A 25,956-nucleotide genomic window follows, 5' to 3' on the forward strand; every position below is an offset into this window, starting at 1 on the left:
AGGCCATGGCAGCGTGGCCTGCGCCCTTCTGGTTCCATTCAGCTTCTGCCCCAGTCCCCGCCCATGGCGCGGATAAGGTCGATCCCCCCCATGAGACGACGCGTGTTGACCGTAATCAGGTCTTCGCGTGCCTGTAATTCCGCTGTCTGCGCTATCACGACCTGAAGGTAGTCAACCGCGCCCTCCCGATACTGGATGGCGGCCAGCTGATCGGTCCGCGTGGCGGCGGCGACGGCTTCATCCTGCCGTGCCGAGGCATCGGCCAGATGATTAAGCAACGCCAGCTGGTCCTCGACCTCGCGAAAGGCATTGAGGGCCACCTGCCGGTAATTCGCGGCGGCTTCGGCATATTCCGCATGGGTGATCGCCAGATTGGCAAACCGCCGCCCGCCATCGAATATCGCCAGCGTGGCAAGGGCCGGTCCCAGCGCCCACACGCCTGATCCCGCCGACAGCAGCGTATTTGTCGTGCTTTCCGATCCGCCGGTCGCACCCAGCGTGATGTTGGGAAAGAATGCCGCCTTCGCGACGCCGATCCGCGCATTGGCCGCGATCATGTGCCGCTCGGCCGAAGCGACGTCCGGCCGGCGTTCAAGCAGCAGGGACGGGGCGGTGACGGGAATGACCGGCACGGGCACAAGGTCGTCGCGGGGCATCACGGAAAAGGTGGAGGGCTGTTCACCGATCAGCACGGCGATGGCGTGTTCAAGCAGCGCCCGGTCTGCAACCTGCTGTTCCAGCTGGGACTGGACCGTGGCCAGCTGGGTCCGCGCCCGCCCGACATCCAGTTCGTTCGAGGCCCCGCCGGCAAAACGTTTCGTTGTCAGGTCCAGCGCCGCAGAATAGGCCGCCATGGTCTTGTGCAGCAGGCTGATGCGGGCATCGAGGCCGCGCAGCTGGAAATAATCGTCACCCAGTTCCCCTTCGAGGCTGAGACGCAGGGAGGCAAGGTCGCCCGCGCTTGCCTGCGCATCGGCCCGCGCGGCCCTGACCAGGTTGCGGATGCGGCCCCAGATGTCCGGCTCCCACGAAATGGTGCCGCCCGCGTCATAATCACGATATTCATAATAACGCCCTGTCGCGGGAAACAGCGCGCGTTCGCGCTGTGCGCTGGCCGTGGCATCGACCTGGGGAAAGAACTCGGCCCGCGCGCGACGGACAAGCGCGCGTGCCTGGTCATATCGCGCCACCGCCGCCGCCAGCTGCGGGCTGCCATGTTCGATCCTGTCCTCCAGCCGGTTCAGTTCCTCATCATCCATGATTTTCCACCATGCGCCGCGCCCCACGCTGTCCGCAGGGGTTACGGGCGTCCATGGCCCACTTTCGCGGAAGGTGACCGGAATATCCGCCATGACCGGTTTTCTGTAACGTGGGGAGAGGTCGCATCCACACAGCAGGGAGACAAGGATGATGATCCCCCTGCGCCACTCAGGACGCATGTCCGTCCTCACGCGGTTTGACCGGATCGCCCTCGGCAATATCGTCGGGCGGGTTGTCGATGACCCTGCTGCGCGGGGTCAGGCCGGTGACCTCCAGTTCGGTTCCGAAATCGGTCATGATGGAGATGGGCTGGATATGGACGTGATTGCTATCATCGACAAGCGCCACCGTTGTCCCGTCCCTGCGGAACAGCAGGCTGCTGGCGGGAATGCGCGCCGATGGCGGGACCTGCGGTCCCGGCCCATGAAACGTGAAGGAAATCTGCGCATACGCCCCGGGTTTGAGAAGATTTTCCGTATTGTCATAGACAAGCTGGACCAGCATGGTGCCCGACTGGGAATCAACGGCGTCGGCGGAATGCAGCAGGTGTGCCTCGAACCTGCGTTCCTGGTAATCGGGCACCGTGAAACGGGCGACGAACCCCTCACGCATCCGCGCGGCATAGGCCTGTGGCACCCGGACATACAGCCGCAGCCGGGTTACGTCCGATACGCTGAACAGGGGCTGTGCGGCGGCGGTGCCCGCGACGATCAGCGCGCCGATATCGGTCGCGCGGCTGGTCACGACCCCTGAAAATGGCGCGATGATACGTTTGAACCCCGACAGCGTCTCCAGCCGCCCGACCTCTGCCTCCGCCTCGTGACGGGCGGCTTCACTGGCGGCGAGGTTGCCGCGGCGTTCGTCCGTCTCCTGCTGGGAAACGGCGTTCTGCACGACAAGGCGGTCCCACCGCCGCGACGTGATGCGCGCAAGGTCGCGCTGGGCCGTCCGGGTGCCCAGCGCCGCGCGCGCACCGGCAAGCTGAAGGTCGACATCCGGCGTATCGATTTCCGCCAGAAGCTCGCCTTCCGTCACCTTCTGTCCGATATCGACATACCAGCGTCGCAGGTAGCCATTGGTCCGTGCATAGACGGGGGCCGTGTACCATGCCTGAAGGATGCCGGGCAGGACCAGCGTATCGACCGCGTGACCGCCCGGATGGACGACGGTCACGCTCGGCACCAGCGCGGCCATGGTCGTGGCATGAAGCTGCCGGCGGGAATGCAGACGTTCAAGGAGACCTGTTACAAGGATGAGCGCAAAAAGACCGGCCCCGCCGATCACGATCCACCGCAGCCGTATCCTGTGTCCTGCATGCTGTATCGATCGGTCTGCGTTAGCCATGGGCATGAGCCCCGGTCGCCTGATGGCGCGCACGCCGGTCATAGATGACGGCAAACAGCGTCGGCACGAAGAACAGGGAGGCACAGGTCGCGAACAGAAGGCCGCCGATGACGGCACGGCCCAGCGGCGCGTTCTGCTCCCCCCCCTCCCCCAGTCCGAGCGCCATGGGCAGCATGCCGATGATCATCGCCAGCGCCGTCATGAGGACGGGCCGCAGGCGGGTGCTGCCCGCGGTTACGGCCGCGCGGATCGCATCGCCATGTTCTGCCAGCTGTTCACGGCAGAAGGTAATGACAAGGATGGAGTTCGCCGTGGCGACCCCCATGCACATGATCGCCCCCGTCAGCGCCGGCACCGAAAGCGGGGTGCGCGTGGCGAACAGCATCCAGCATATGCCCGCCAGCGCCCCCGGCAGGGCAAGGACCACGATGCAGGGATCGGTCCAGCTCTGGAAATTGATGACGATCAGCAGGTAAATCAGCACGATCGCGCCCAGAAGGCCGAATCCCATGCCCGAAAATGCGGTTGTCATGGCCTGGTACTGCCCGCGCAGCGTAACCGTGACGGTCTCCGGCCGTTCATGTTCCAGATGGTGCAGCACCGCCTGCACATCCGTTGCGATCGCGCCAAGGTCGCGGCCATCCCCGCCCGCGAAAACATCGATCAGGGAGCGGATGTTGTACTGCGCCTCCACCGGCGAGGTCGTATCGCGCGTAATCGTGCCCAGCGCGCCAAGCACCTGCAGCTGGGATGTCGCAATTCCGGTAACCGGCAGGCCGATGACATCCGCCAGCGAACTGATCCGGTATTCCGGCATCTGCACCGCGATGGGATAGGTCACCATGCTGTGCGGATCCACCCAGTAAAGCGGCGCGGTCTGCACCGTGCCCGCAATCGAGGTCGCGATGCTGCCTGTCACGTCGCTTTCGGTCAGGCCCAGCTGATTGATGCGGGTCCGGTCCGCATCGAAGCGGAGTTCGGGGTAATGCCCCGGCTGCTGGATACGGGCATCGACCAGCCCGTCGATCCGGCGGATCTGGCGCAGGATCCGTTCCGCGAACTGCCGCGTATCGGCCGGGTTGGGGCCGGAAACCTGAATGTCTATGGGCGCCGGGGCCCCGAAATTGAGGATCTGGCTGGTGATGTCCGACGGCAGGAAGGCAAAGGTCGCCTCGGGGAAGAGTTTCGGCAGTTCGCGGCGCAGGATATGGATATAATGTCCGGTAGGCCGGTGATCCGGCCTGAGTGCCACGATGATGTCCCCATCCTGCGGCCCGATCGTGCCCGACGCGTTATAGGCCGTGTTGATGGAACTGGTGGGAAGGCCGATGTTATCGGCGATCGAGTCCAGTTCGGCCGGCGCGATCCGCCTGCGGATCTGTTTTTCGATCCGCTGGAACAGGGCCGATGATTCCTCGATGCGCATGCCCACGGGACCGCGCACATGCAGCGTCAGGGTGCCTGCATCCACCTGCGGAAAGAAATTGCGCCCCAGAAAGGGCAGCAGCCCCATGCTCAGCAACGCAAAGCCGAGGAAGCCGACGACAAACCGGCCCCGATGTTCCAGCACCCCTTCAAGCAGCGCGCCGTAACGGGTGCGCAGGGCGTCAAACCGTCGTTCGAAACCTTTCTGGAATTTCTGAAAAAATCCCTGCCTGCCGCCTTCGTCATGATGGGGGCGCAGCAGGAACATCGCCATGGTTGGCACCAGCGTGCGTGACAGCACAAAGGACATCACCATCGCGAACATGACCGAAAGCGCCATCGGCACGAACAGGAACCCCGCCACGCCGGGCAGGTAGAACATCGGCACGAACACGATGCATATGCATATCAGCGAAAGAAAGGCGGGGACGATGATCTCCCCCGATCCATCGATGATCGCGGCGTGGACATCCTTGCCCATTTCCAGGTGGCGTTCGATATTCTCGATCGTCACGGTCGCCTCGTCCACCAGGATCCCTACCGCCAGCGCAAGACCGCCCAGCGTCATGACATTCAGGGTCTCGCCCAGCGTGGACAGGGCCGTGATCGCCCCCATGACCGACAGCGGGATGGAGGTCGCGACAATCAGGGTCGAACGCCACGACCCGAGGAACAGCAGGATCATGAGGCTGGTCAGGCAGGCTGCGATCGCGCCCTCGCGCATGACGCCGTTGACCGCAGCCTTCACGAACAGCGACTGATCGTTGACAAGGCGGAGGCGGAGCTGTTTCGGCAGGCCGCGTGTCGCATCGGGCACCATGTCCCTGATGCCCTGCACGATGGAAATGGTGGAGGTCGCGCCCGATTTCAGGACGGTCATCAGGGCGGAACGCTGTCCGTCAACGTGGACGACATTCTGCTGCGGCATCGCGCCGTCGCGCACATGGGCGACGTCGCGCACGCGCACCACCGCGCCGTTTATCGTCCGCACCGGCAACATGTTGAGCTGTTCCACGGAAACCGGCTGGTTGTTCAGCCTGAAATTGTACTGGTATTCCCCGATCTTTACGAAGCCCGCTGGCGTGATCTGGGTCTGGCTGCTCAGGGCGGTGCCGACATCCTGCGCCGAGACGCCACGCGACTGCAGCTGCCGGGGGTCAAGGTCCATCTGGATCTGGCGCACCCGTCCGCCATAGGGATACGGGATCGCGGCCCCCGGCACCGTGACAAGCCGGTTGCGGATGAAGTTGAAGCCGTAATCATACATCTGCTGTTCGGTCAGCCCCTGTCCCGACAGGGCGATCTGGACAATGGGCACCGTCGATGCGCTGTAGTTGAGGATCAGCGGGGGCGTGGTGCCGACAGGAAGCTGGCGCAGGATCGTCTGCGCGATGGCCGTGACCTGCGCGTTGGCGATGCGGACATCGGTGCCGGGCTGAAAGAAAATCTTGGTAACACCAATGCCCGTCAGCGATTCCCCCTCGATATGTTCGATGTTGTTGACGGTGGTTGTCAGCACCCGCTGGAATGGCAGTTCAATGCGTCCCGACATGTCCTGCGGCGAAAGGTTGCTGTAGGTCCATGCCACGGCGATGACGGGAATGCCGATATCGGGAAAGATGTCCTCTGGCGTGCGGATGGCACAAAGCACGCCGGCAATGGCGATCAGGATCGCCATCACGACGAAGGTATAGGGACGGGCAAGCGCCAGACGGACAATCGCGTTCATGCCCCGGGACTATCCCCTGCGGCTTGTGCCGGCATGTTCCACCCGGCCCCGCTGCGATCCCCTTCCTGCACGCAGGGAGCGGATGGCACGCGTCCCACTGATGACGACCCGCATTTTCATGATCGCGCTCCCTGCCGCCGCAACCGGTTTCCTTGGTTCCGGCCGGTTTCACGCTGAACGCATGAATGGGGAGATCGGATGACATCAAATTCCGAAAAAACCGCAGCCGCCGCTCCAGCGGCCATACCGGGTTTCAGGCAATGACCACCCGCCCGCGCATGATGTCGCGCAGGTTACGGGAAACGGCCATGGAAAGTCATGTCATGGTGGCCTGATTCCGGCGGCACGAAACCACCGAAACACAGCGGATCAGTGATGCCCGATGGTCGTGTCGGCCTGGTTCAGGGCCTGTGCCGCGTAATAGCCGAACGATACCGCGATCATGCACAGGACTACGGAAAGTCCCATGTTGAGAAAGGCTTTTTCCGGCGTCCCGTTGCGGAAAAGATCCAGCGTCTGGAGGCTGAATGAGGAAAACGTCGTATATCCGCCGCAGATCCCCACCATGAATACAAGCCTGCCTGTCTCAGGGACATGCAGACGTCCCCCCGCCATGGTCAGCCCGGCGAAAAAGGCGATGGCGAAGGAGCCAGTCACGTTGATCAGGATCGTCCCCCAAGGCAGAGACTGGCTCCACCGTGCGGTCGCCAGTCCAACCCAGTAGCGCAGGACGGTCCCCATCGCGCCCCCAAGCGCGATCAGGAGGGTAGGCAGGACATTCGAATACATGGGTGGTTTTCTCTCCCGTCTCTTTTGCGGTGGCGGTTTCAGTGATGTGTCAGGATGGGCAGCGTGCCGTGCGCAAGGATGTCGCGCGTCGGTCCGCCGAAAAGCCATTCGATGAAATGCGGGCGGCTGTACGCGCCCATGACCAGCAGGTCACCGCCCGCCGCCAGGGCGCGGGTTCTGATTTCCTCCCCCACATTGGCCGAGGCGATGATGAAACGATCAACCGTTACGGGAATCCCCCGCTGGCGCAACGCATCGACAAAGGGCGGGTCCGGCTGTTCATTTTCCCGGCTTTCCCCGATGATGACCGTGACGCGGGACGCGCTTTCCAACAGGGGGCGGGCGGCGGCCATGGCGCGTTCCAGATTGGGGGCCGGATGCCAGGCAATGACCGGATGCGCGCCCACCGTTTGATGATGCTGCAGGGGGGCGACCACCACGGCCGCCCTGGCGTCGTAAAGTGCTGCGGAAAATGCCAGCGTTACATGATCCGCATCCCCGGAACGCGGGCGGCTCAGGACCGTCATGTCGGCGGCCATTGCCTCACGCGCGACGACCTTGCGAATATCGCCCGCGATTTCCACCCATCGGGCACCATGGGACTGTCCCGCAGGGGCCGCCCAGCGATCGAAGGCGTTACGCAGGGCCTCCACCCGGGTGGAGATGTCATGCGCGAAGCGGGATTTTTCCTCATGGGTGGGCAATCCCTCATCAGGGGACTGAAAATCCGGATCGCCTGCCGGCTGCGGGCAGAGAACCCGGATTTCGGGGCCGTTCAACCGGTCCGCCAGTCCGCTTGCCGTCTCAAGCGTGAACATGGCCGTTTCAGGACGATCAAGGATGGCGAGGATACGCATCATCAGTACTCCCGCAGGAAGTTGGGTTGCATTCGGATCTTGTTGTTTATTGTAATTCTGTTGGTGGATATTTTATTTACGATGCGTCCGGTTGTTTCTCTTGATTTCCATCGCAATGGAATACTTCCATTTCCGCTCCGGACAGGATCGGAAACGTGTATCTGAACCGATGGGATCGATGGGGCACCATATTTATCCGAGGCGATAAGGACGTCATGCGGGGGCATGGAACATCCCTTTTCCCAAAGGCCGACACTCCGCCCGGACGGGCAGAGCGGACACGCGATACAAAGCGTCACCACAATCCCGCAGGATCGTGGACCGATCATATCCAGAATTCCGGAAAAACAGACCCATGACCGCAGACACACTCCTCCCTCTCATGCCATGTGGCGAGGTAGGAATCATCAGCCCTGCGGGCGGTTCGACCCCTTGGAAAGGAAGTCAGGCAGAGTCCATTGCCTGCCCCCACATTCGCATCCGCGATATGCTCAGGTCAAGCGCCTTGCCCGATCCCGTGCGGGCCCCTGCCCCCTGCATCCGCTCAGGGGCCGGGATGAGATGCCGCATCGTGGCTGTCCGTGCCGGTTCCGCCACCAAAAGCCGTCATCTCACCCGACCCGTGCATGCCGCCATCGCCTCCGCCACCACCGCCGCCTTTATCCGACCCGTCTTTCTTGCCATCCTCCTTCGCCCGCCCACCGGATGACGACGTGCGCACCGGCCCCTGCATGGGAATGGCGAGGTCGGACGGAATGGGTTCGAGATCAAGTGCCTTACGGATGAAACTGCGGAGCGAGACGACAAGGTTATGGGTATGCACACGCTGTCCCGCCACAAGTTCCCGTGCCGCCTGTTCGGCCAAGCGGACATGTTCCTCCGTGCCGAGAAGGATGATGTCCGACAGCGCGGCCTCCACCGCGTCGCGGATGCGCCGCGCGCGTTCTGAACCCGCCTGCGTCCCCGTCTGGCCAGTTACGTCATCGCCCGGCAGCGTCGCGCCTTCCGGCATGATGCGAAGTTCACGGCGATGTCGTGGATCGACCGCCAGATCGCCGGTAAAGGAGCCGCCCAGCGTCCGGTAGGCCGCGATCAGGGTCCGCAGGCGTTCATTGATCTGGCGGTTCATGCGTTCGCGACGCTGCTGGATGACAACCATCATCAGCAGCCGGATGCCAACGCCAATCAGCGTAATCAGCGACAGGCCGATCAGGGTGACCAGAAGGCTGTGCCACGAACTGAAATCGAGATTATGCACTTTCGGCTCCTGAAATGGGGCATTGCAGTCATCGCGACCGGCCCGTCGATGGAAGATGGGTCGGATCCGCGGCAACAGGCAGGGATGGGTTTCCCCGGCCTGTGATGGCCGGCACGGCATCGACGCCTTGCCGGTTATCCCCATTATACCGTGCGGGGTCCGTAGGCACCCACCCTGCCGCGATCGTCGCTCAGTCCCGTTTCGGGGTATAGTCCCGCCACAGCCACAACAGGGCCTCTGGCAGGGTCTGGGCAATTGTCGCCCCATCGATGTGACCCGCGTTGCGCGACAGGACAAACTGGTAATCATATCCCTTCCGGCCCAGCACCCGCGCCATGTTCTCACTCGCCAGTACCCAGTCATGCATGCCATCGGGCATGGCCGGCGCGGGATAGAACAGGTCCTGATCCCCCGCCGCGAACCAGAACCGGATCGGCCTGCGGGGCGCATCGGGCATCAGGGCGGCCCCCGGCTGCTTCCCCGTCGCGCTTGGCGCGCCCGCCCACGGGGAATGATACTGCCACGCCCCACCGGGCATCGCCGGATCATGCGGCCATTGCTGATTGGTCAGCGTGGGGGAATAGGCCAGAACGCGATGGTACAGGTCGGGATGGAACCATGCCATGCCAAAGGCCGCGCCACCGCTGGAACTGACCCCCATCGTGGCCCGCCCGTCGGGATCGCGGGTCAGGCTTACCCCGGCCTGCTGCTGCACCAGCGGCAGGACCTCGCGTTCGACCCATTCGGCATAGGTGCCCGAAGCCGTGTCATATTCCAGTCCACGCTCGCTGCCCTGCGCGTCCTGTCCGCCCGCGCCGACGCCAATCGCGATCATGGGTGGCAGCCGATGGCTGGCGATCAGGACATCAAGGACCGCGAACAGGTCCCGGCCGGGATAGATGCCATCCGCCCCGCCATCGCCAAACACAAGGAAGGGCGCCCTGGTGCCCGCCCTGTACTGCGCGGGCACATATACATCGACCTGCCGCGTCCACGGGGCGGGATGGCTTGCCATCAGGCGCAAATCCGACGGATCGCCGGGTTCGGAATGGGCGGTATAGATCGCGCCATTGGGACAGTTGTCCGGATCGTCACGCGCGATGCCGTTCCTGAACAGGACGCTGTGTTCGGAATCCATGGTGAAGGAGACAACGCGCCCGTGCGGCACGCTGGTGGCTGTTGCGAATTCGGGCGCGACCGGATGGGTTGGCCCCAGCACGAAATTGCCACTGGCCGTGACCGGCGGCACGCTGCCATCGGGCAGGTCGCGCGCGGCGGGGTAATGCGCATCGTGCGGGTCGCGCCGTGGCGGCATGCGGTCAAGCGTCATTCCCGAAAGATCGATGAAGAACGGGGCCTGCGGATGGGTGGTATTGGCCACGGGTGGCTGCGGGATGCGCAGGGACTGGCAATCAGCGCGGGCCTGCCGCAACGGTGCGACAAGGCAGAGCGCGCCGATTATGAAAGGAAATGAAAACCGCGTCCTGAAACCCAATATCAATATCCGTATCCCGTTCCATGATGAAGATTGCCAGCGCCCGATCAGGACAATGCCCCAGTCAGGCCGGCACCCCAGTCAAACACGCGACGCGCCCCATATCCACCCCGGCCCCACGACGTGCGGGCATGGCCAGCCGCCACCGATGTCATCAATCGGGGCCTCAGCCGCCGGGGGCGTAACGCCGTTCCACATGGCCCCGCAACTGCGCGGGACGGAAATAGACCTCGCGCAGGTTCCCGTCGCTGTATCGCTGTGCCTGGTCGATGAAATGACGCGAGGCCGGGTCGCTGCTCTCTCCCCCGGTGGAGACAGCCCACGCATGGACCTTGCGGCCGAATTCCACCACGGCGACGAAGCTGTTGCCACTGGTGCCGTAATAGCGTTTCGTCCCCGGATAACGTTTCGCCCCGAACGAGGCGAGCGAGCCCCATATGGCGGACGTGAACGGGACGGCCATGCTCGGCTTCGCGTCGCTGAAGGGCTGGACCAGATCGCCATTGATCCGCTGGAAACGGTTGATCGTCCCCCACGGCACCTGCCAGCTGCCGAAATCATGCACCAGACGGTTTACGGCCACGTCCAGCCGGTCCAGCTTTTCCGCGTCGCTGATGCGCGTGGCAAGGCCATCGTAAAGCGGGATCCCCGCCGCCGTGGTAAGCGGACGCACCCGTTCAAGCAGCCCGTCCCCCCAGAATACGGCCAGCGACGTCGCCGTGGAATCCGCAGCCCACCGATTGTCCCATCCCCGCAGCAGCGCGACCGGCCCGGCCAGCCGTGCCTTCTGCGCCGCGCCAGCCGGCAGGCGTTCCCATGCGGAAACAAGCTGGGGCACCAGCAGTGCGAATTCGGGAAGCCATGGATCATAGGCCGCCTTCATCAAAGACCGGGCAGTGAAATCCCTGCCCTCCTCCAGCAGGCGGGTTGCGTGAATGCCACGCGGGTTTTCCCCGGCCATGTCCATGTAACGTGGGTAATCCTCCCGCCGTGGGCTCTCATTCCCCGAAGCCGACCAGGGCCAGTCATTGGTGTTCATGACCCAGCCATCAGACGGATTGATGACCTGCGGCAGTTCGGAAAGGGCGTGCAGCCCGTGCCAGTCCGTCGCCGGGTCGCTGCCATCGACGGGATGGCGGTAATCAAACCTGTCATCACGGCGCGGCACGAACTGGGGATGAAGGTAGGCGATCTCCCCCTTCTGGTCCGCGAAGATGGTGTTATTCGACGAATTCGCCTGAAGCGCGGATATTTTCAGGAACTGCGCATAATTCTTTGCCTTGGTGCGCAAAAAGGACTGTTCCAGCGCGGGGACAGGCCGGTACATCAGCGCGGTGCTGATCCACCTGTTCCCTTCTGCCCTGACGACCGGGCCATGACGGGTTGCATTGACGCTGAATTCGCGCCCGGCCAATCCGCCCGATGGCAGACGTACCCGCACCGTGACCCTGCGGGTTTCAACCGGCAGTTCCCTGTCGCCATAGCGGTAATAGGTCCGGCCATCATGGTGGGTGACCGTTTCCGCGAATTCGTCAACCACGTCGACGCCACTTGACGTGTGCATCCATCCGGCGTGGGGATTGAACCCCTGATAGATGAAAAACTGCCCCCACGTGACCGCGCCATAGGCATTGAGCCCCTGATCGCTGGTCATCTGCAGTTCGGAGCGGAAGAAGAAGCTGGTATGCGGGTTGATCAGCAGCAACGCATGCCCGTCCGCCGTACGGGAGGGCGCAATCGCGATCCCGTTCGACCCTTTCGGCTCCCGCGGTCTGGCGCCACGTTCTTCCGCGTCCGGCGCGACGGGCCGGTTTTCATAGAATGCCTGCAGTTGCGTCAGCGAAATACGCTCCACATCGCCGCCGATACTGCCCTCGGTAAAGCTGAGCGCCATCCACGGCTCGAAATGGGTGATGACGCGCGGCTTCACCTGCGGATGCGTCTTGAGATACCAGTTCAGCCCATCGGCCCACGCATCCATCAGCCGCTTCAGCCATCGGGGGGACGTGGCATAATCCGCCTGCAGTCCGGCCGGATCGACAAACAGCCTCATGCGCAGATCCTGCCACAGGGCGCTTTCGCCTTCGGCCTCCGCCAGCCGGCCGAGCGATACGAGGTAATTGGTCTCCACTCGGTTGAAATCGTCCTCCGCCTGCGCGTAGCTGGCACCGAAAACGGCATCGGCATCCGTGCGTCCGCGCACATGGGCAATGCCCCAGTCATCACGGGTGATCGTCACCCTGCCCGCCTCGCGTTGCAGGCGGGCCGCATCGTCGGGCGCGGCCGCCCGCGCGCAGGGAATCATTCCCACGCACAGGACCCCGAGAAACAGAATGCGGGAGGTTGCAACACGAAGAGGCAGGGTTATCATCGGCAAAAATCTATTCACAGGCGCAACGAGATGCAAGATCGGGGGCGCGTGCGCATGGGAAGGGCCGCAATGCGTTTCACGAGATATTTCACGCGATATTTTCTGGCCGCATGGCTGGTGACGCTCCTTGCGGTTCCGGTATGGGGCGATGCATGGGCCGATGACCTGCTGATCCGCCCCGCGCGGGTATTTGACGGCGTCGATCCCCACCCGCACGAAGGGTGGACGGTCCTGGTCCATGACGGACGCATCACGGCCGCCGGCCCGGCGACAGGCACGCCTGCGGGCGCACGCGTGATCGACCTGCCGGGCACGACGTTGCTGCCTGGCCTGATCGAGGGACATTCGCACCTGTTCCTTCATCCCTATGACGAGGCAAAATGGGACGATCAGGTCCTGCATGAACCGCTGGCGCTGCGCACCGCGCGCGCGACGGTCGCGGCAAGGGCGACCCTCATGGCCGGTTTCACCACGGTGCGTGACCTGGGGACCGAGGGGGCGGGTTACGCCGATGTCGGTCTGAAACAGGCCATCGAACAGGGCATCATCCCGGGGCCGCGCATGCTGGTGGCGACGCGCGCGCTGGTTGCGACCGGCTCCTACGGGCCAAAGGGTTTTGAACCTGGCGTCGCCATTCCGCAGGGTGCGCAGGAGGCGGATGGTCCCGAACTGGTCCGCGCCGCCCGGCAGCAGATCGCAGCCGGCGCGGACGTGGTCAAGCTTTACGCGGATTACCATTGGGGACCGGGCGAGCCCAGCCGCCCGACCTTCCTGATGGAGGAAATGCGCGCGGCGGTGGAGGCCGCCCATTCGGCCGGGCGGATCGTCGCCGCCCACGCGCATTCGGCCGAAGGGATGCGCCGTGCCATTATCGCGGGTGTCGATACCGTCGAACACGGCACCGATGGCACGCCGGATGTCTTTCGCCTGATGCACGACCATGGCACCGCGCTCTGCCCCACTCTTGCTGCTACGGAGGCGATTGCCCGCTATCGCGGCTGGGACGGCAGGGAACCCGCCCCGGAGTCCGTGCGGACCGGCCGTGCGAGCTTTGCCGCCGCGCGAAAGGCGGGCGTCACCCTGTGCGTCGGTGGGGATGTCGGCGTTTTCGCCCACGGGACAAATGCGCGTGAGCTGGAGGCCATGGTCGCCGCCGGAATGCCCCCTGCCGCCGTCCTGCAGGCAGCGACCTCCGGCAATGCGCGGATCTTCCATCTTGACGATCGGCTTGGCGTCATCCGGCCCGGCTACCTTGCCGATCTGGTCGCGGTCGATGGCGACCCCACCCACGACATCACCGCCCTGCGCGCGGTCCGTTTCGTCGCCAAGGGGGGCATCATCATGCGAAATGGCGGATGAATGTGGGGACCGATGGCGCAAGGCGTGTCGGAAATGCGATGATCCTGAATGATCGTTTATGCAATATCTTGAAATATCTATGCGTTTTCCGATATTCGTCAGCGGGATTCATCCGGTGAGGCGGGGGCATGGTCCGGTCGGGAGGACATGGCGCTGCCCACGGCGAAATTTGTTCTGGTAAAACTGTCCAGACTGCCAAGGGAGAGCAGTATTACCAGCCAGAACAATCCCCCCAATGCAAAAATCGCGGCCAGGGGCGGCGCCTGCGCAATACGCATGAAGCCGAAAATGATAACCAGCCCCATCAGGACGGCGCAGGCGCAGACGGCGGAACCGAACCCCAGCCGCGCCATGGTCAGTTCCCCGGCAAGCAGCATCATGAGCAGGATCCAGCAGTACAGGACGCGCGCCATCAGTTCCGCCCGATCAGATAGAGGACCGGGAACAGGACGATCCAGATAAGATCGACAAAACTCCAGTAAAGTCCGACAATGTCAACGGGGATGGTGGATACTTCCCTCCCCGTCTGCTTGCGGGTCCGATCGCATATCCACAGGATCAGTCCGATCCCCACCAGCATGTGCAACCCGTGCAGTGCGGTGGAAATGAAATAGAAGCTGTAGAATAACTGCGCGCCACCGTCATGCGGTCCGGAAATGGAAAAACTCGATCCCGGGAAAAGATGTTCCTCAAATTCAAGATGCCATTCCCAGCTTTTGAGCATAAGGAAAACCATCCCCAGTCCGGCAGCACCCAGCCCGGCATGGATGATGCGGCGGTGATCCCCTGTCCGCGCGGCTTCGACGGCAAGGGTGAAAACGGCACTGCTGCTGAGCAGTACTGCCGTATTGATGCTGCCGATCATGAGGCTGGTATGCCGCACGCCCGCATTCCATCCGGCGGCATGCGTATGGGAATAGACCAGAACGATCAGGAACAGCCCGCCAAACAGCAGGATTTCACTGGCAAGGAACAGCCACATGCCCGATACCGCCGATTCATCGCGATGCAGGGCCGTATCATAGGGCGTGATATGATCAGACATGCGGAACCTCCTGACGGGCGGCGATATTCGCCTGATCCAGCGCGGCGTAATCATAGGCGTCATGGGTCACGACGGGGGGATGGACAAAATTTTCCGTCGGCGGGGGGGAGGACGTCCGCCATTCAAGACCGGTGGCCTGCCATGGATTGTCCGTCGCGCGCGCGCCACGCAGCAGCGACCAGGCGAAATAGATCAGCGGCAGTATATAGGCCAGCGCAAGGATGCTTGCCCCGGCGGAAGACAGCACGTTGAGTACCTGAAACTGCGCCGGATAGGTCGCATACCGTCTCGGCATGCCTTCGTAACCAAGCAGGAACTGCGGAAAGAATGTCAGGTTGAAGCCAAAGAACAGCAGCGCCGCCGCCGTCCGCCCCCACATTTCGGGATACATGCGCCCCGTTATCTTGGGCCACCAGTAATGCAGCCCCGCGAAATAGGCGGACACCATGCCGCCCACCATGATGTAGTGAAAATGGGCGACCACGAAATAGGTCTGCGTCAGGTGCACGTCGCTGGCGAGCGACGCCAGGAACAGCCCGGTCAGTCCCCCCACCGTGAACAGGCCGATGAACCCCATGGCATACAGCATGGGCGCGTCCAGCCTGATGGCCCCGCCATGCATGGTCCCCAGCCAGTTGAAGACCTTGATGGCCGATGGAACGGATACAAGGAAACTCAGCATGGAAAACACGACGGCAGCGTAAAGGGATGTTCCGGCCACGAACATGTGGTGTCCCCAGACCAGAAAGCCGATCGCCGCAATGGAAATGGAAGACCACGCCACAAAGCGGTAGCCGAAGACCTGCTTGTGGCAGAAGGTGCTGACCACCTCGCTCACAACGCCCATTCCCGGCAGGATCATGATATAGACCGCAGGGTGGGAATAAAACCAGAACAGGTGCTGAAACAGCAGCGGATCCCCGCCAAGGGTGGGGTCAAAGACACCGACACGGAAAAAATGCTCGAACGCCAGCAGCACCAGCGTGATGCTGAGCACCGGCGTCGCCAGGACGAAAATCACGCTGGTGGCATAAAGCGCCCAGAGCATGAGCGGCAGACGATACCAGGTCATGCCCGATGCCCGCAGTTGATGGATGCTTATGATGAAATTCAGGCCGGTGGCGATGGATGAAAACCCGCTCAGGAACACGCCCGCCACGACCGGAAGCACACGCCCCTGCGTATAGTCGGTGGAAAGCGGGGTATAGAATGTCCACCCGGTTTCCAGCCCGCCCCGGAACAGTCCGTACACCACCAGCAACCCGGCCATGACGAACAGGTACCAGCTGATCAGGTTCAGGCGCGGAAAGGCAAGGTCCCGCGCCCCCAGCATCAGCGGAACCACGAAATTCCCCAGCGTGACGGGAATGGAGGGAACCAGGAACAGCCAGACCATGACAATGCCGTGCATGGTGAACATCCGGCCATAGGTCTCATCCGACAGGATGGCGCCCGTCGGCATGACCAGCTGCATGCGGATCAGGGCCGCCCCGATACCGCCGAGGATGAAAAACACGGTAATGGACGCCATGTAAAGCAGCGCGATGCGTTTGTGGTCGGTCGTCAGCAGCCATGACCGCACGGTGCCATCCTGCCACAGGTAACTGCGTTCGCGATCGGCCGTCAGTGCCATGACATTCAGTTCCCTTCACGCGGGGTAACGGCATCCACCCCCATGCCGGAAGACGCAGAGGGCGATAACGTCTGGAGATAGGCGACAAGCGCCGCCAGGTCGTCCTCACCCAGCACCCCACGAAATGACGGCATTTCGGTGCTATAGTTTCCCTGTTGCGAACGCGCGGGACCGCCATGCAGGATGGCGTCATGCAGAAACGCGCTGTCCACCCTGACCGGGCGCCCGTCAGGTCCCGGCACCATGCTGCCATACAGCCCCACCATGGAGGGCGCGCGGCTGGTATCATGCGCGTCGGGCGCATAACGCCCCGAGACGTGGCAGCCACTGCATCCATTGCGGATGAACAGCATTTCCCCCGTCGTCGCCAGGCTGCCGCTGGCAGGCGTATGATCCAGCCAGTCGGCATAATCGGTGCTGTTGAGGACAACCAGCGTGCCCGTCATGCGCGAATGCCCGATGCCACAGAACTGCGTGCAGTAAAAACGGAACTGCCCGGAGCGGGTGGCGACGAACCATATGCTCTGGTACCGGCCGGGCAGGACATCATGCTTGATGCGCAGCACGGGGATGGAAAAATCATGGATGACATCCTCGGACGTCAGCAGCAGCTGTACCGCACGGCCCATCGGAACGTGCAGCATGTTGATCTCCCGCTGGCCGCCGGGATACTGGACCTTCCACATCCACTGCTTGCCGGTCACATAGATCTGGATCGCCCCCGACGGGGGCTGGAACCCCACCACGTACAGCCGCGCCGCCCACAGGAACAGGATGAAGAAAATCACCAGCGTGGCCGAGGTCCAGCCGATTTCGAAACGCCAGCTCTTGTGGACCACGGCCTCATGCGAAAGGGGAACCCTGCTGCCCACCCTAAAGCGGATGATGTTGAGCGTCATCAGCCCGAACACCAGACCCAGTACCGCCAGGCTGATCAGCAGCAGCCCCGCCAGCAGGATATCGATCCGCGTGGCATGTGCCGATGCTTCGGGAAGCCAGCTCATCCCTGCCGCCGCCTGTGGGCCAGCACCATGACCGTCCCCAGCATAAGCACGGTCAGCACGCCACCGATGCGCAGCAGCTTTTCGATCGCCAGCGTGTAACGTCCGGTCACCTCGTCATAATGAAAGCACAGCAGCAGGATGGGCGATGCCGCGACACGATCCCCGCGCGCGGCATGCACCAGCGCCTGCCGCACATCGCCCGGCTGGTATCCGACACCCAGCACATAACCGGACACCATGCCGGCCGGAGTAATGAAGATCAGCCCCATGGGATGGAGATACTGCCCCAGTTTCGCGTCATATCGCGCGTGAAACCCCACCGCCTGCGACAGGCGCCGGATGCCGGCCGGATCGCCGGTCAGGAAATGCCATCCCTCCTCCGCCCCGCTGGTGGGGAAACGCGCCATGTCCTCCCCGCGGGCCTGACGGGCCACGGCGGGCGTTTCCGCCGGATCGATGCTGACCACCACCAGCGTATAATCCCCCGGCGTCTTCAGGCCGCTGCGCGCCAGCGCATGCAAAAGGTCCTCGCGTTCGAGCGCGCACAGGTTGGGACAGGCATAATATCCCATGGAGATGATGGCCGGATGCCCGCCAAGGAACGCCCCCAGCGGCAGCGCCCGTCCGGCTGTATCGGTAAAACGGGCATCAAGCGGCAGCGTGCTTCCCGGCCGGGGGGTAAAGGCCAGCGCCTGCATCGCCCCCTCCTCCGCCCGAAGGGGGACGGCCCACATCAGCATCCACATGCACGCCACTGCCGCCGATAACCCCGCATGGCGTTTCCATGACGTCATCGGATAGCCGTTCATGGTCCTGTCCCTTCTTTTGCGGGCCAGTCCGGGATGCCTTCGCGCGCGACCTGCTCCATGGCCTGTTCTATGGGAATGTGACCGATGCCGTGGGCAGGATCGGTCCAGCCGAAACCATTCAGCGCGGCCATGTCACGCGCCGCGAATGCCGACATGTCGGCCGCGGGGTCCGACTGCAACGCGGGGCGCGACATCACCGGGAATGGCGGGCGGAGCAGACGGTCCAGCGATCCCTGCGGAAACAGCACATCGGCCAGCATCACCAGCCCCCCGACGGCAAGGCCGATACCCATGCCCCCCACGATCACCGCGCGCAGCGACACATCGCGCGTTTCATGGTGGATCCCCTGCGTGCTGTCGGGTGAATGAGGCTCAGACATGGGCGCCATCCATCCGCATCCGGGACGAAGTCGCGCCTTCGCGTTCCATATGTCGCGCGACCAGCAGGGCGCTTCCCCCGCCAAGGACGACAAGCGAGCCCAGAACCCCGAACAGCGGGAAAGGGCCCATCCATGTCGGCAGGACCAGCCACAGGTTGCGCAGCGTTTCCATACCCACCAGCAGTCCCGCCACCGTCAGGACAACACCCCGCCGCGCCTGAAGCGGCGATGCAACCAGCAGCCCGAAAGGCAGCACGAAATGCAGCATGACAATCCCGACGGCCACCATCCCCCACGTTCCCCGCAGGCGGGGGCCATACCACGCCGCCTCCACCGGCAGGTTGGACTGCCAGATGATCAGGAACTGCATGAAATCCAGATAGGCCCACAGGACCGTCAGCCCCAGCATCAGGCGCGCCAGATCCGGCGATACCCTTGCCCCCGCCGCGCGTGTTCCCTCCATCAGGACAGCAATCGCGAAAGCCTCCAGCACCGCCCCGGCGGAGGCAATCAGCCCATAGGCACTGGAACTGAAACGCGAATCGAGGGATTCCGTCAGGTCGATCGCGGCAAACCCGAACGTAAAGGCCAGCGCGATCAGACCCGCGGGCGCGACACGCGCCAGATCCCCACCCCGCAGGCACAGGGCCCCGAGCCCGCCCCAGACCAGCAGATAAAGCACCACCCGCCCCAGGGCGAATGACCCGTTGAGGTAGAACCCGTTGGACAGTGGTCCATCAGGATGCATCCAGGGATACAGGTCGCGCGCGCCCCACATCACCCCCGCCAGCGCCAGCAGGCCCAGTGGCAGCGTCACGATCCCCCCACGCAGCGCAGGCCCAAGCGCATCGCCCCAGCGGCCGCCGGTCAGGGCATGGACAAGCAGCAGCGCCATGCTGCCCAGCGGCCAGCCAACCCATGCGGCACAGACCGCAAGCCACGCCGGAAAGACCGCATGCGGCATATGGGCAGCCCCCCCCACGACTGCCGCCAGCGTCGCCAATGTAACGATGGCCGTCATGTTGCGCGCGCGGTTCATTGCGCGCCCGCCTGCTGTATGGGCGTCATGGCGGCGCGCGTGGCATGCTGGCTGCGCCGCAGGGCAAAGAGGTACGCGACAATGGCCCAGCGGTCGTCCGGCACGATCCTCTGGGCAAAGCCATACATGATCCCCTGCCCCGATGTGATGATGCCATACAGGCGTTCTGGCAGGGCGGGTTGTCCCTCCTCCGTTGTCAGCAGTGGCCGGGGCGCGGGAAAGCCCCGCTGTACCACCATGCCGTCGCCTGCGCCCGTTTCCGCATGGCACGGCACGCAGAATGCGTGATATTCACTGTGCCCACGTCGCAGCAGCGCCATCGTCACCGCAGGAGCAGGATGCGGGGCATCATGATATTCCACGCTGCCCTGCGCGATGTCCGCAGGCGCGCTGTCCCGGCTGGCGTAAGGGTTTTCCTTATGCTGTTTCGACATGTCGTCACAGCCCGTGAGCAAAAGCGCAAGCATGACAGGGATGACGCAGGCGTGCCGCGCGGGGGTCATGAGCCGACCAACTCGATGGACAGCGGATCATGACGGGCCAGTATTTCACGCACGCCAGATATATCGCTCGTGCACGCCACGACGACATGGCCGCCTGCCATGACATCGCGCATGGCGACGGCATCATCCACCGGGTCATACAGGCGCGGCAGGCGCATCGTGATGAAATAGCCGAAGATCCCCGCCAGAACCGCGCCCAGCACCGCCAGTTCAAAGGTCGCGGGGATATAGGATGGCCATGAAAGGTCCGGCCTGCCACCGATATCGAGCGGATAACTGATGGTCGTGGCATAGGCCTGCATGCCAAAACCGCCCAGCCCCCCCACCATGCCACCGCCCAGCATCACCAGCGGCAGGATGGACCATGCGCCCTCTTCATTCTGGGGTTGCGTCGCGCCATAGGTTTCAACCGCACATCCCGGCACCTGTCGCAATTCGGCGGCGGCGTCATGCATGGCGGATTCGGTGATAAATGCCGCGACGATCATGGGTCGTCCCCCAGCATCGCACGCATTTCAGCCATCGCCAGCATGGGAATGAAGCGCACAAGCAGCAGGAATGTCGTCAGGAACAGGCCAATGGTGCCGCACAGCAGGCTCCATTCCCACACGGTGGGCGTATATTGCCCCCATGCGGATACAAGCTGCGTGCGCGCCAGGCTGGTCACGATGATCTGGAAACGCTCTAGCCACATGCCAATCAGCACGCCCAGGCAGATCGGCCAGACCACCGCCGACTTCAACCGGATCGCGCGCCACCACAGCAGTTGCGGAAACACGATGTTCAGGATGATCGTGCCCCAATAGACGGGCGCGTACAGGCCATGCAGCCTGAAGGCGAACATGGTCCGGTCGGCCTGATCGGGGCCATAGAATGTCGAGAAGACATCCATGACATAGGCATAGGCGACGCAAAGGCTGCTCGTCAGCAGCAGCCTGCCCAGCACATCGACATGCCGGTCGGTGATATAGGGTTCCAGTCCCAACGCCGGCCGCAGCGGCAGGATTACAAGCAGCACGATGGCAAAACCGGACAGCGCCGCGCCGAATACGAAAAATGGCGGGAATTCGGTGGAATGCCACCCCGTTGCGGCACCCCCCGCGAAATCCATGCCGACAATGCTGTGGACCGATACGACCAGGGGCGCCATCAGGGCTGCCAGCACGCCATAGACCGGGTGGTAATGCCGCCACTGCCGGGCGGAGCCACGAAACCCCAACGCCAGCACGCCATAGAACACCTGCTGCCACCGGCGTTGCGCCCGGTCACGCAGGGTTGCCAGATCCGGCAGCAGCCCGAAATACCAGAACAGGATGGAACAGGTGACATAGGCCAGGATGGCAAAGAAGTCCCAGACCAGCGGGCTGCGGAACTGTGCCCACAATCCCATCGTGTTGGGATAGGGAAACAGCCAGTAGAAGAACTGCGGCCGCCCCAGATGCAGGATGGGGAATATCGCCGCACACAGTGCCGCGCATAACGTCAGGCTTTCGGCCAGCCGGTTGAGCGACGTCCGCCACGGCGCGCGCAGCAGGAAAAACAGCGCGGAAATGAACGTGCCGCCAGAGGCGATGGCGATCCACCAGACATAATTGAGGATGTCGAAGCCCCAGGCCACAGGCCAGTCGATTCCCCATATCCCCAGCCCGGCATAGAACAGCCATGCCACGGACACGACGCCCATCCCCACCAGAAGCAGCGCCACGCCAAGGCACATCCACCACCACATCGGCGCCCACATGCCGCCATCCGGGCGCAGGGTCGCCACACAGACGCGCTCCGTCAGGGAGGCGGGAGTTTCCTGCGGGTAAATGAGGGGATCATTCCCCTGTGTCACGTCCACGGCCATGCCCGCGCCGCGCGTCATGATCCGATGTCCGGATTACGGTTGCGGATGCGCCCTTCATACGTCACGCGCGGATGCGTGCCCTGTTCGGGCAATGCGGCATAGCTTAGGGGGCTGGCCTTGTGGCGCGTGACTTCGGCCGCAGGATCATGGATATCGCCAAAACTGATGGCCCGCGTGGGACAGGCCGCCTGACAGGCCGTGACCACCTGTTCGGCCACGCCATCGCGGTCCGTGGCGATGCGCGCCTGCGCGATGCGCTGCACGCAGAACGTACATTTCTCCATCACCCCGCGCGTGCGGACGGACACATCGGGGTTGCGGCTGATGGCGGGACGATTTTCGTGTTGCGCGAACGCGAAATAATTGAACCGCCTGACCTTGTAGGGGCAGTTGTTGGAACAGAACTTGGTCCCGATGCACCGATTATAGACCATGACATTCAGGCCTTCGGAATCATGTGTCGTCGCCCCGACCGGACAGACGGTTTCGCACGGGGCCTGTTCGCAATGCATGCACAGCATCGGCTGAAAGAACGTATCGGGCGCGTCCAGCGTTCCTTCATGGAAACGGTCAATCCGCAGCCAGTGCATTTCCCGCTGGCGCAGCACCTCGTCACGTCCCACCACGGGAATGTTGTTTTCCACCTGGCACGCCGTCACGCACGCATTGCATCCGATGCAGGCATTGAGGTCGATGCTCATGCCCCACGCGACGGGGCCATCGGGCGGTCGTCGATACAGGCTTGCATCGGGTTCCTGCTTCCCCGCCAGAAAGGCGGGATTGTCGCGAAACTGTTCCAGCGTGCCGTGACGCGCGATTTCCGATGGCGCGGTCCCGATGATCGTGGCGTGGTGTTCCGTGCAGGCGACCGGGATGGCGGTTTCCTTTGCCACCTCGATCCGCAGGGGACCTGGGGCATCGCGGAAGGGATACAGGTCGGTCCCGACATCATCCCCGGTCTCGCCCGCATGCCGGCGTCCCCAGCCCAGCAGGCCGACCACGCATCCCGACGCCTGTCCGGGCTGTATCCATACAGGCAGCCGGGCGCGCGCCTGTCCCTGTGAAAGGGTCACCACGTCCCCGTTGCGCAGCTTCATGTCCCGCGCAAGGTCGGGGGGGATCAGCAGCGGATTGTCCCACACGACCTTGCTCAACGGTCGGGGCAGCTCCTGCAGCCATGGATTGTTGGCCCCCCGTCCATCCCACAGATAGGGATCGGGCCGGAGCAGCAGGACAGGCTGCGCGGCGTTGCGGGGAAACGACGCCGGGGACGCAACCCGGCTGGCCGCTGGATGCAGGGACGCATCGATGCTGCGACAGGCGGTTCCCGCAATGACGCCGGTGGCAAGGGCATCGTGCCAGTCCCGTTGGTTTGGCAGCAAATCGCGCCACGTCGCGCGCACCATGTCGATGGCGGGGCGCAGCGGCAGTCCCACGCAGGCATGCAGCGCCGCCAGCCCGTTCATCCCGCCATAAAGCGGCATGGCCTGCGGCTGGATCAGGGCCACCGTGCCATCATGACCCCGCGCATCGCCCCAGTCCTCCATCCCATGGGCCAGCGGAACGTGCCAGTTCGTGGCGACGGCCGTTTCATGCGGACGGTCCGCAAGGGTGATGCTGGTGGGGACATGACGCAGGGCGGCGGCAAGGCGCGGAACCTGATGGACCGGATTGACATCAACGATCAGCAGCGCCTGCACCCGGCCATTTTCCATGTCCTCCATCAATGTGGACAGGTCGTCGGCTGGGGATGGCGTCCGGTATTCCGGCGGTTCAAGGACATCGAAGACACGCCCCCGGCCGCCAAGGGCCTCGTTCATGGCATGGACCGTGGCATGGACCTCTGGCGGGTGATCGGGACCCAGATGGATGAACGCGCGGCCCCGGTGGACGCGCAGGTCGCGCATGACCGGCCCCAGCCATTCCGGGCCGCCCGATGGTGCTTCATCTTGCAGCAGCCCCGCCGATAACCGGCCAATGACCTCGTCCAGCATGACGGGAGACGCGATGAAGCGATGGTCCGCCGCCACGCCTGTCAGCGAGGGCGTGGCTTCCACCGCGTACAGGCGGTTCATCGTCCCACGCACGGGATTGCGCCGCATGGCAAAGTCCCGGGCAAAGGCAAGATGCCCCGGCGCGCTGTCCAGAAGGTCGCTGTCCAGCGCCAGCACGACATCAGCCTGCGTCAGGTCGGGCAGGACCGAAACCGCCTGACCATAGGCAAGCATCCCCCCCTGACGGACCTGCTGTCGCCCGATCGCGTCCCACTGATGCCAGATCGCCCCCGGATATGCCTCCATGACCTGTGTGATCGCCCGCCCCATGGTCGGGGACGTCACCGTGCCCGTCAGGATGCGCAGTCCGGTTCCCGAACGGATGCCGTCGGGACGACGCGGGGCCATGACGGTGGAACGCATCCGCTGCATTGCCCCGGTCAGGTCCTGCCACGATGCGGGCATGCCGTGATGCAGGGGTCCGATCGCCCGGTCGGGGTCATAAAAATCATGGATCAGGGCCTGCGCCATCACGTCCGTGCCCCCACGGCTGCCGGGATGGGCGGGGTTTCCCTCGATCTTGATGGGACGCCCCATCTGATGGGTGACCAGAATGCCTTCGGCGTATCCATCGCGCACATGCGCGGTGGCATAGATATTGGGCACGCCGGGAACCACCCCTTCGGCCGCGCGCACGGCCGAGACGAAACCACGATCGGGCGTTCCCGGGTCGCATCCCTTCAGCCCGCCACTGGCAAGCGCCAGCGCCAGAAGCCTGAGCGTACGCCTGCGGTCCAGCGCATGCGACAGGGCGCCCTCCAGTTTTGGGAACCGCCGGGCCAGTTCGCCATCCGACAGTCCCGCCAGCCGATCGGACGCGTCCGCGCCGCCGCGGCCTAGCGATGGCATATCGAACATTCCGTCAGGTTGCGTCCGCCGACATGATACCGCGCCATCAGCGCGACCGGGGCGGGCGTGGCGGCATCGCGATGCCAGTCGGTATCAAAGATGCTTTCGGCCGGACGCAGCTGGGGGCCAGGATCGCGATGGCAGTCAAGGCAGAACCGCATCGTAAGCGTCCTTGCCTTGTAGGTCAGCGGCATGGCCGCGACATTGCCATGGCAGCTTTCGCAGCCAACGCCCTTTGCGACATGAATGCTGTGGTTGAAATAGACATAGTCAGGAACATTGGTCACGCGCTGCCAGGTCATCGGAACATTCCTGAGGAAACTGTCACGGACGTTCGCCAGGACCTCGGCATTCGTCCATATCTGTGAATGACACGTCATGCAGGTGAAGGTGGGCGGCATGCTGGCCTGCGCGCTACGTTCCACGCTGCTGTGGCAGAACCGGCAGTCCAGGCCGAGGCCCGCCACATGATGCTGATGGCTGAATGGAACGGCCTGTTCGACTGTCCATCCCACATGCCGGTCGTAATCGGTGTATGGCCACGCGAACCACACCATGCACCCGCTTATGACCACAAAGGCGATCCCGATCAGGCATGTGGTCATGATGACATTGGCGCGGGGGCTGAACGGCGCTGCCATCTGTTTCTTTTCCGTTCTGGATATCGCGTTTTATATCCGGACCCTTGTATATCCGGGGTATATCCGGCCTCCCCCTGGCGTTCTTCAAAAACCGGCGGGGATAACCATGACATCCGTTCCGGAGGTTCCGTGGGGCAGAACGTCACCAGCCGGAGAAACGATCCCTTCACAACGCGGTGATTGACAGGCACTCCCTGAATGCAACGGGGAACATCATTCCTGTCTTTTGAAAAAGCCTTTTAAATAAGCCATATTTCAGGACA

At 63.5% G+C, this 25,956-nt stretch carries 21 protein-coding genes and 1 riboswitch; of the genes, 1 reads left to right on the plus strand and 20 read right to left on the minus strand.

Annotation, left to right across the window (positions count from 1 at the left end; genetic code table 11):
* Positions 1-38: 38 nt before the first annotated feature.
* The 8 genes from NJLHNGOC_RS03505 to NJLHNGOC_RS03545 form a co-directional block, all read right to left on the minus strand.
* A complete protein-coding gene (locus NJLHNGOC_RS03505; protein WP_113595118.1) occupies positions 39-1,439 on the minus strand; it encodes an efflux transporter outer membrane subunit in 1,401 nt (466 codons plus the stop codon).
* Positions 1,429-2,604: an efflux RND transporter periplasmic adaptor subunit gene (locus NJLHNGOC_RS03510; RefSeq protein WP_113595177.1), complete on the minus strand. Its 1,176-nt coding sequence runs from the start codon at positions 2,602-2,604 to the stop codon at positions 1,429-1,431. Before NJLHNGOC_RS03510 ends, NJLHNGOC_RS03505 begins: the two co-directional genes overlap by 11 nt.
* Complete coding sequence (locus NJLHNGOC_RS03515) at positions 2,597-5,758, minus strand: efflux RND transporter permease subunit (RefSeq protein WP_113595119.1); 3,162 nt, start codon at positions 5,756-5,758, stop codon at positions 2,597-2,599. The genes NJLHNGOC_RS03510 and NJLHNGOC_RS03515 overlap by 8 nt, the downstream gene beginning before the upstream one ends.
* A gap of 369 nt (positions 5,759-6,127) precedes the next feature.
* Positions 6,128-6,547 carry a fluoride efflux transporter CrcB gene (crcB, locus tag NJLHNGOC_RS03525; protein ID WP_113595121.1) on the minus strand — a complete coding sequence of 140 codons (420 nt, stop codon included), beginning with the start codon at positions 6,545-6,547 and terminating at the stop codon, positions 6,128-6,130.
* A gap of 38 nt (positions 6,548-6,585) precedes the next feature.
* Positions 6,586-7,407 (minus strand): universal stress protein, encoded by an 822-nt coding sequence (locus NJLHNGOC_RS03530; RefSeq protein WP_338045540.1) that lies wholly within the window; start codon positions 7,405-7,407, stop codon positions 6,586-6,588.
* A gap of 388 nt (positions 7,408-7,795) precedes the next feature.
* A riboswitch (Fluoride riboswitch) is annotated at positions 7,796-7,876 on the minus strand.
* Positions 7,877-7,948: 72 nt separating this feature from the next.
* A complete protein-coding gene (locus NJLHNGOC_RS03535) occupies positions 7,949-8,662 on the minus strand; it encodes a hypothetical protein (protein WP_113595122.1) in 714 nt (237 codons plus the stop codon).
* Between the two features lie 190 nt (positions 8,663-8,852).
* Positions 8,853-10,157, minus strand: a complete 1,305-nt coding sequence (locus NJLHNGOC_RS03540; RefSeq protein ID WP_239021303.1) for an alpha/beta hydrolase — start codon at positions 10,155-10,157, stop codon at positions 8,853-8,855.
* 166 nt (positions 10,158-10,323) lie between these two features.
* Entirely contained in the window at positions 10,324-12,462 is a 2,139-nt protein-coding gene (locus NJLHNGOC_RS03545; protein ID WP_239021314.1) for a penicillin acylase family protein, read from the minus strand.
* 135 nt (positions 12,463-12,597) lie between these two features.
* Between NJLHNGOC_RS03545 and NJLHNGOC_RS03550 the strand changes: the two genes are divergently transcribed.
* On the plus strand, positions 12,598-13,887 hold the full coding sequence (locus NJLHNGOC_RS03550; protein WP_165837834.1) for a metal-dependent hydrolase family protein: 1,290 nt from the start codon (positions 12,598-12,600) through the stop codon (positions 13,885-13,887).
* Positions 13,888-13,985: 98 nt separating this feature from the next.
* On the opposite strand, the gene NJLHNGOC_RS03555 is transcribed toward NJLHNGOC_RS03550, so the two are convergent.
* The 12 genes from NJLHNGOC_RS03555 to NJLHNGOC_RS03610 all read right to left on the minus strand — a co-directional run bounded on the left by NJLHNGOC_RS03555 (position 13,986) and on the right by NJLHNGOC_RS03610 (position 25,693).
* Positions 13,986-14,300, minus strand: coding sequence for a hypothetical protein (locus NJLHNGOC_RS03555; protein WP_239021304.1), 315 nt, complete (start codon positions 14,298-14,300; stop codon positions 13,986-13,988).
* Positions 14,300-14,932, minus strand: a complete 633-nt coding sequence (locus NJLHNGOC_RS03560; protein ID WP_113595127.1) for a cytochrome c oxidase subunit 3 — start codon at positions 14,930-14,932, stop codon at positions 14,300-14,302. Before NJLHNGOC_RS03560 ends, NJLHNGOC_RS03555 begins: the two co-directional genes overlap by 1 nt.
* Complete coding sequence (locus NJLHNGOC_RS03565) at positions 14,925-16,565, minus strand: cytochrome c oxidase subunit I (RefSeq protein WP_113595128.1); 1,641 nt, start codon at positions 16,563-16,565, stop codon at positions 14,925-14,927. The genes NJLHNGOC_RS03560 and NJLHNGOC_RS03565 overlap by 8 nt, the downstream gene beginning before the upstream one ends.
* Positions 16,566-16,570: 5 nt before the next feature.
* Positions 16,571-17,569, minus strand: a complete 999-nt coding sequence (gene coxB / locus NJLHNGOC_RS03570; RefSeq protein ID WP_113595129.1) for a cytochrome c oxidase subunit II — start codon at positions 17,567-17,569, stop codon at positions 16,571-16,573.
* Complete coding sequence (locus tag NJLHNGOC_RS03575) at positions 17,566-18,378, minus strand: SCO family protein (RefSeq protein WP_165837835.1); 813 nt, start codon at positions 18,376-18,378, stop codon at positions 17,566-17,568. Before NJLHNGOC_RS03575 ends, coxB begins: the two co-directional genes overlap by 4 nt.
* Positions 18,375-18,758 carry a hypothetical protein gene (locus NJLHNGOC_RS03580; protein WP_239021305.1) on the minus strand — a complete coding sequence of 128 codons (384 nt, stop codon included), beginning with the start codon at positions 18,756-18,758 and terminating at the stop codon, positions 18,375-18,377. The genes NJLHNGOC_RS03575 and NJLHNGOC_RS03580 overlap by 4 nt, the downstream gene beginning before the upstream one ends.
* Complete coding sequence (locus NJLHNGOC_RS03585) at positions 18,751-19,779, minus strand: hypothetical protein (RefSeq protein ID WP_239021306.1); 1,029 nt, start codon at positions 19,777-19,779, stop codon at positions 18,751-18,753. The genes NJLHNGOC_RS03580 and NJLHNGOC_RS03585 overlap by 8 nt, the downstream gene beginning before the upstream one ends.
* 14 nt (positions 19,780-19,793) lie before the next feature.
* Complete coding sequence (locus NJLHNGOC_RS03590; RefSeq protein WP_239021307.1) at positions 19,794-20,231, minus strand: c-type cytochrome; 438 nt, start codon at positions 20,229-20,231, stop codon at positions 19,794-19,796.
* A 65-nt stretch (positions 20,232-20,296) separates the two neighbouring features.
* Positions 20,297-20,788 carry a quinol:electron acceptor oxidoreductase subunit ActD gene (locus NJLHNGOC_RS03595; protein ID WP_113595132.1) on the minus strand — a complete coding sequence of 164 codons (492 nt, stop codon included), beginning with the start codon at positions 20,786-20,788 and terminating at the stop codon, positions 20,297-20,299.
* Complete coding sequence (nrfD, locus tag NJLHNGOC_RS03600; RefSeq protein ID WP_239021308.1) at positions 20,785-22,167, minus strand: NrfD/PsrC family molybdoenzyme membrane anchor subunit; 1,383 nt, start codon at positions 22,165-22,167, stop codon at positions 20,785-20,787. The genes NJLHNGOC_RS03595 and nrfD overlap by 4 nt, the downstream gene beginning before the upstream one ends.
* Complete coding sequence (locus tag NJLHNGOC_RS03605) at positions 22,164-25,052, minus strand: 4Fe-4S dicluster domain-containing protein (protein WP_113595181.1); 2,889 nt, start codon at positions 25,050-25,052, stop codon at positions 22,164-22,166. The genes nrfD and NJLHNGOC_RS03605 overlap by 4 nt, the downstream gene beginning before the upstream one ends.
* Positions 25,040-25,693 carry a cytochrome c3 family protein gene (locus NJLHNGOC_RS03610; RefSeq protein ID WP_113595133.1) on the minus strand — a complete coding sequence of 218 codons (654 nt, stop codon included), beginning with the start codon at positions 25,691-25,693 and terminating at the stop codon, positions 25,040-25,042. Before NJLHNGOC_RS03610 ends, NJLHNGOC_RS03605 begins: the two co-directional genes overlap by 13 nt.
* Positions 25,694-25,956 lie beyond the last annotated feature (263 nt).

Origin of the sequence: Novacetimonas cocois (assembly GCF_003311635.1) — a bacterium.
Classification (GTDB): domain Bacteria; phylum Pseudomonadota; class Alphaproteobacteria; order Acetobacterales; family Acetobacteraceae; genus Novacetimonas; species Novacetimonas cocois.